The 6,523-nt window shown below is 67.2% G+C and carries 6 protein-coding genes; 5 read left to right on the top strand and 1 reads right to left on the bottom strand.

Going from position 1 to position 6,523, the window contains the following annotated elements; genetic code table 11:
* The 5 genes from RT91_RS18040 to RT91_RS18020 all read left to right on the top strand — a co-directional run.
* A partial coding sequence (locus tag RT91_RS18040; protein ID WP_035188979.1) for an acyl--CoA ligase occupies positions 1–1,375 on the top strand: 1,375 nt, incomplete at its 5' end.
* A complete protein-coding gene (locus RT91_RS18035) occupies positions 1,372–2,343 on the top strand; it encodes a 2-dehydropantoate 2-reductase (RefSeq protein WP_035188978.1) in 972 nt (323 codons plus the stop codon). The genes RT91_RS18040 and RT91_RS18035, both read left to right, overlap by 4 nt.
* 155 nt (positions 2,344–2,498) lie before the next feature.
* The gene (locus tag RT91_RS18030; protein ID WP_012040078.1) at positions 2,499–3,110 is read left to right on the top strand and encodes a hypothetical protein; all 612 of its coding nucleotides are present in this window, start codon (positions 2,499–2,501) and stop codon (positions 3,108–3,110) included.
* Positions 3,111–3,290: 180 nt separating this feature from the next.
* The gene (gene ettA / locus RT91_RS18025) at positions 3,291–4,970 is read left to right on the top strand and encodes an energy-dependent translational throttle protein EttA (protein WP_007424154.1); all 1,680 of its coding nucleotides are present in this window, start codon (positions 3,291–3,293) and stop codon (positions 4,968–4,970) included.
* A gap of 249 nt (positions 4,971–5,219) precedes the next feature.
* Positions 5,220–5,744, top strand: coding sequence for a GNAT family N-acetyltransferase (locus RT91_RS18020; RefSeq protein ID WP_035188976.1), 525 nt, complete (start codon positions 5,220–5,222; stop codon positions 5,742–5,744).
* A gap of 147 nt (positions 5,745–5,891) precedes the next feature.
* Here the strand turns inward: RT91_RS18020 and RT91_RS18015 are convergent.
* Positions 5,892–6,523, bottom strand: a 632-nt coding sequence (locus tag RT91_RS18015; RefSeq protein WP_035188975.1) for a transposase, incomplete at its 5' end; no start/stop codon positions are given.

The raw sequence follows: 6,523 nt of genomic DNA, 5'->3' as shown, positions 1-6,523 counted from the left end.
CGGCGACCGTGTGGCCATCGTCCTGCCCAACGGCCCCGCCGCCGCCACCGCCTTCGCCGCCATCGCCGCGATGTGCTGCGCCGCCCCGCTCAACCCCGCCTACAAGGACCAGGAATTCGAATTCTATCTCGACGACCTGAAGCCCCGCGCCGTCATCGTCGCCGCCGGCGCCGACAGCCCGGTGCGCGGCGTCGCCGCGAAACTCGGAATCCCCCTGCTCGACCTCGCCGAGGACGAGTCCGCTCCGGCCGGCGCCTTCACGCTCGATGTCTCCGCCCTGCCCGAAACCCCCGCCGCCAACCCCGGCCCGGCCGAGCCCGAGGACGAGGCGCTGGTCCTGCACACCTCCGGCACCACCGCGCGGCCCAAGATCGTCCCGCTGCGGAGCAAAAACCTCGCCGCCTCGGCGCGCCACATCGCCGCCAGCCTGGCGCTCGCGCCGGACGATCTCTGCCTCAACGTGATGCCGCTGTTCCACATCCACGGGCTGATCGCGGCCACCCTCGCCTCGCTGCGCGCCGGCGGCGCCGTCTGCTGCACGCCGGGCTTCAACGCCTTCCGCTTCTTCTCCTGGCTCGAGGAGGAAAACCCCACCTGGTACACGGCGGTGCCGACCATGCACCAGGCGATCCTGCTCCGCGCCCCCGAGGACGACGCGGTCAGGGCGCTCGCCAATCTGCGCTTCATCCGCTCCTCCTCCGCCTCGCTGCCGCCGCAGGTGATGGCGGCGCTGGAGCAGAAATTCGGCGCCCCGGTGATCGAGGCCTACGGCATGACCGAGGCGGCGCACCAGATGGCCTCCAACCCGCTGCCGCCGCGCGCCCGCAAGGCCGGCTCGGTCGGCATCGCCGCCGGCCCCGAGATCGCCATCATGGACGATGACGGCACGCTGCTGCCGCAGGGCGAAACCGGCGAGGTCGTCATCCGCGGCCCCAACGTCACCGCCGGCTACGCCGCCAACCCCGAGGCCAACGCCAAGGCCTTCACCAATGGCTGGTTCCGCACCGGCGACCAGGGCATGCTCGACGCAGAGGGCTATCTCTTCCTCACCGGCCGGCTCAAGGAGCAGATCAACCGCGGCGGCGAGAAGATCAGCCCGCTGGAGGTCGATGTCGCCCTGCTCGACCATCCGGACATCGCCGAGGTCTGCACCTTCGCCATCCCGCACGACAAGCTGGGCGAGGAGGTGGGCGCCATCGTCGTCCCCCGCGCCGGCACCGCGCCCGACCCGCAGGCGATCCGCGATTTCGCCGCCGGCCGCCTCGCCGCCTTCAAGGTGCCCCGCCGCATCCTGATCATGGAGGCGATCCCCAAGGGCCCGACCGGCAAGGTCCAGCGCGTCGGCCTCGCGTCCCGCCTCGGGATCGAGGCATGACCAGCATCTGCGTCTTCGGCGCCGGGGCCATCGGCGGCCTCGTCGCCGCCCGGCTGCAAGCCGCCGGCACCGATGTCTCGATCGTCGCCCGCGGCCCGCACCGCGCCGCCATCGAGGCCAACGGGCTTCTGCTCCTCTCCGGCGGAGAAAAGATCCTCACCCGCCCCCGCGTGGCCGATGCCGCCGAGCTCGGCCCGCAGGATTACGTTCTCATCACCCTCAAGGCCCAGGGCATCGAGCCCGCCTTGCCGCAGCTCCGCCACCTGATCGGCCCGCGGACCACCATCATCGCCGCGATCAACGGCATCCCCTGGTGGTACACCTACGGCCTGCCCGCGCCCTTCACCGACCGGCGCATCAAGGCGGTCGACCCCGAGGGCGCGGTCTGGGCCGCGCTGCCGCCGGCGCAGACGCTCGGCTGCATCGTCTATCCCGCCGCCGAGATCGTCGAGCCCGGCGTGGTCAACCACACCTATGGCGACCGTTTCATCCTCGGCGAGCCGGACGGCGCCCGCACCGAGCGCGCCGCCCTGATCAGCCGCCTCATGATCGAGGCCGGCCTCAAGGCGCCCGTCCGTCCCCGCATCCGCGACGACATCTGGGTGAAGCTCTGGGGCAACATGGCCTTCAACCCGATCAGCGCGCTGACCGGTGCGACACTCGACGTCATCACCTCCGATCCCGGCACCCGCGCCCTCGCCCGGTCGATGATGCTGGAGGGCGCGGCCATCGCCGAGGCGCTCGGCGTCCGCTTCGCCATCGATGTCGAAAAGCGGATCGACGGCGCGGCCGAGGTCGGCGCGCACAAGACCTCCATGCTCCAGGACCTCGAGCGCGGCCGCCCGATCGAGATCGAGGCGCTGCTCGGCGCCGTGGTCGAGATGGCCGGCTGGGTCGATCTCCCGGCGCCGATCTCCGCCTCGGTCCTCGCCCTCGTGCGCCAGCGTGCCAGAATCGCGGGCGTCTGATCACGCTCGCGTGAATTACGCATAAGTGAACGCACAAAGTGGCGATCTGGTAATCCGTCTCGAATATTAAACCTTCGGCGCCGAACAGTCGTCGGACCCGCCCGCGTCGCGCCCACCGCCGGCGCGGGCTCAATCAAACAATAGAGAGACGCCCAGTGACCCCAACATCATTCGCGCTCACGCAATCCGCTTACGTGCCCCTCGGCCTCGCCTTCTTCGGCCTCGGCACCGGCTACCTCATCTTCGGCCCGCAGGAACTCTTCGGCTTCCCGGCGAAATCCGAGTCCAGCGAACTCACCAACGGCTGGTGGGGCTTCTGGATGCCCGGCATGCTGCAATTCCTCTGCGGCACCTACATCCTGGTCGGCCTGACCTGGTTCAACGTCTTCGGCGTCGGCGCGAAATCCACCCCGCTCTACGCCGCCGGCATCGAAACCACCGTCTTCGGCATCCACTGGCTGGCGATGGGCCTCAGCCGCATGCGCGGCGGCTCGATCGTGCCGAACGGCTTCATGAGCGTCGCCTTCTTCCTCGTCGCCCTGCTCGGCCTCATCGTCTTCAAGACCGCCGGCGACGGCCCGGTGACGCTGCTCTTCGCCGGCCTGATGGCGGTGTATTTCTTCGAATTCTTCTACTGCTTCGACCTGTTCATGCCGCTCAGCCGCAAGGCCCTCGGCCTCGTGCACATCCTCACCGGCCTGCTGCTGATGTATCTCACCTACGGCATCGTGCTGAACCTCTCGCTCGGCTGGCACGTCTACATCTGACCCGCACGCCCAACGCCTGAGCACACGGCCGGAGTTCTGCTCCGGCCGTTCTTCATTCCGCTCCGGAGTTTTTGCTCCGGCCGTTCCTCATTCCACGCCCCAAAATCCCGCCCTCGGTTGCCCGCGCGCCGCCCCCCACCTATACGGGCTGCAAACTCCGCACGCGCACAGGAACTCCCGATGGCCAGCTACCAATACGTCTACGTGATGAAAGACCTCACCAAGGCCTTCCCCGGCGGCCGCGAGGTCTTCAAGGGCATCACCCTCTCCTTCCTTCCCGGCGTCAAGATCGGCGTCCTCGGCGTCAACGGCGCCGGCAAATCCACCCTGCTGAAAATCATGGCCGGCATCGAGAAGGAATTCGGCGGCGAGGCCTGGGCCGCCGAGGGCGTGCGCGTCGGCTACCTCCCGCAGGAACCGCATCTCGACCCGACGCTGACCGTCGGCGAGAACGTCGCCCTCGCCTTCGCCGACATGCGCGCCGCCCTCGCCCGCTTCAACGAGATCTCCGAAGCCTTCATGGAGCCGATGGACGACGAGAAGATGAACGCCCTTCTCGCCGAGCAGGCCACCCTCCAGGAGAAGATCGACGCCGGCGACGGCTGGGAGCTCGACCGCCAGATCGACATCGCCCTCGACGCCCTCCGCTGCCCCCCGGCCGACAGCCCCGTCACCAACCTCTCCGGCGGCGAGCGCCGCCGCGTCGCCCTCTGCCGCCTCCTCCTCGAGAAGCCCGACCTCCTGCTCCTCGACGAACCGACCAACCATCTCGACGCCGAATCCGTCGCCTGGCTCGAAAAGACCCTCCGCGCCTACGCCGGCACCGTCATCCTCGTCACCCACGACCGCTACTTCCTCGAAAACGTCACCAACTGGATCCTCGAACTCGAACGCGGCCGCGGCTACCCGTTCGAGGGCAACTACACCTCCTGGCTGGAGCAAAAGCAGAAGCGCCTCGCCCAGGAGGAAAAGGAGGAATCCGCCCGCCAGCGCGCCCTCAAGGAAGAGCGCGAATGGATCGGCGCCTCCCCCAAGGCCCGCCAGGCGAAAAACCAGGCCCGCATCAGCCGCTACGAGGAAATGCTCGCCAAATCGACCGAGCAGGTCTCCGGCGTCGCCGAAATCGTCATCCCCCCCGGCCCGCGCCTCGGCGGCACCGTCATCGAGGCCCAGGACCTCCGCAAGGGCTTCGGCGACAACCTCCTGATCGACGGCCTCTCCTTCAAGCTCCCCCCCGGCGGCATCGTCGGCGTCATCGGCCCCAACGGCGCCGGCAAGTCCACCCTCTTCAAGATGATCACCGGCGTCGAAAAACCCGACGCCGGCACCTTCACCGTCGGCGACACCGTGAAACTCGGCTATGTCGACCAGTCGCGCGACAGCCTCGACGACAACAAGACCGTCTGGGAGGAAATCTCCGGCGGCACCGACGTCATCCACCTCGGCAAGCGCACCGTCGCCTCCCGCGCCTATGTCGGCGCCTTCAACTTCAAGGGCTCCGACCAGCAGAAGAAGGTCGGCATCCTCTCCGGCGGCGAACGCAACCGCGTCCACCTCGCCAAAATGCTCAAGGGCGAACACAACGTCATCTTGTTGGACGAGCCAACAAATGATCTTGACGTCGACACCCTCCGCGCCCTGGAAGAAGCCCTCGCCGAATTCGCCGGCTGCGCCGTCATCATCTCGCACGACCGCTGGTTCCTCGACCGCCTCGCCACCCACATCCTCGCCTTCGAGGGCGACAGTCACGTCGAATGGTTCCAGGGCAACTTCCAGGACTACGAGGAAGACAAGCGACGCCGCCTCGGCGCCGACGCCACCGAACCCCACCGCATCAAATACCGCCCCCTCACCCGGTAGCCAGCGGATGCAGGGTCTTGGTTCCGGGCCCACGCAGGGGGTTCCACCCCCTGCACCCCCGCCAAGGGCTGAGCCCTTGGAACCGCGCTCGCGTTTTGGTTTTGGGGAGGGCGTGTCCCTGCCTTTACCAAGGCAATTGCCCGGATGCCCTCCCCAAAACCAAAACGAATGGATTCCAAAGGCTCCGCCTTTGGCGGGGTTCAGGGGCGGCGCCCCTGATGGGGTCCGGGGCAAGGCCCCGCCATCTCCATGACCGCCAACCCCGCCTGGCGCGTCACCACGGCGCGGCTGCGACTGGAGCCGGTGAACTGGGCGGACCGCGACGACCTGGTCGCCCTGAAAACCGACCCCCGCGCCTTCGCCATGATGCTCGGCGGCGTCCGCACCGCCGAGCAGGCCACGGCGGAACTGGCGGAAGACATCGCCGCCTGGGGCGCGCAAGGCTTCGGAATCTGGACCATCCGCGGCCAGTCCACCAACGCCTTCCTCGGCATCACCGGCCTCGCCGACCGCCCGGACGGCCGCGGCATCGCGCTCCGCTTCGCCCTATGGCCCGAAGTCCGCGGCGCCGGCCTCGCCCGCGAAGCCGCCAGCGCCGCCCTCCGCTACGGCCACGACCGTATTTCGCTCCCCCGCATCATCGCCGTCGCCCGCGCCGACAATTTTGCCTCCCGCACCGTCCTCGGCGCCATCGGCATGACCGAATCCGATACGTTCTCCCGCAACGGCGTGCGGATGATTGTCTATGAGAGCTTAGCGACTTATCTGTTATAAACCGGTCAAAATTCTCTTGGGCCGCTGAAAAATGACTAATTTTTACAATAATACCCGAAATATTCACAGATTCGTTTTTTATTTAGTGATTTATTTTCATCGAAATGAATCGATTTAATTTGATTAGATGGAAAAAATAGTATCTGCTCAACCCGGTAGGGGGGCGATGGGCAGTGATGCTCCGGTGACGGCGTTTTTGATAGCGGTGTAGGCATCAAGGCCGTGCCGCGCGGCGGTCCCGACGACGGATCGGACGTTGGCGAAGAAATCGGCGCCCCAGTTGGATCGGAACCCTCCGGTGACCTTGCGATATGTCGCGGTAGGCCGGAGTTCGCGCTCGGAGCCGTTGTTGTCCGCGGCGATATCCGGGTGGTCGAGGAAGGTGAAGAGATGATCACGAACCTTGCCGTATCGTCGGCGCAATCGTCTGCCGTGGTGGTTGATCGGGGCGAGCGCCATGACGGCGTCGAGATCATGGTCGAGGCGCCGCCGCCAGGCGCGTCTTGTAGCGTCCGCGAGCGTGCGATGGCGCCGCGCCAGCACGACGGCGCGGAGCAGCAGGGCCTTCATTCTGGGTGCGAAGATCGTATCACCCGCCTCGATCGCGAATTTGCAGTCCCGGAGTTGGTGGGCGAGGCAAATCTGCCAGTCATCGGCATGACCGCGCTGGGCGCCATAGAGATCGGAGATCCAGATAGCGGGGCGATGGCCGTCCATTACCTCCGCGACGACGTTGGCGCCCCGGCTTGGCCGGATCACATGGATGACGACTTCGTCGT

The sequence above is a fragment of the Acidiphilium sp. JA12-A1 genome, assembly GCF_000724705.2.
Lineage (GTDB): Bacteria > Pseudomonadota > Alphaproteobacteria > Acetobacterales > Acetobacteraceae > Acidiphilium > Acidiphilium multivorum.
The sequence above is the reverse complement of the archived record's forward strand: the minus strand, read 5'-3'. Positions and strand labels throughout refer to the sequence as shown.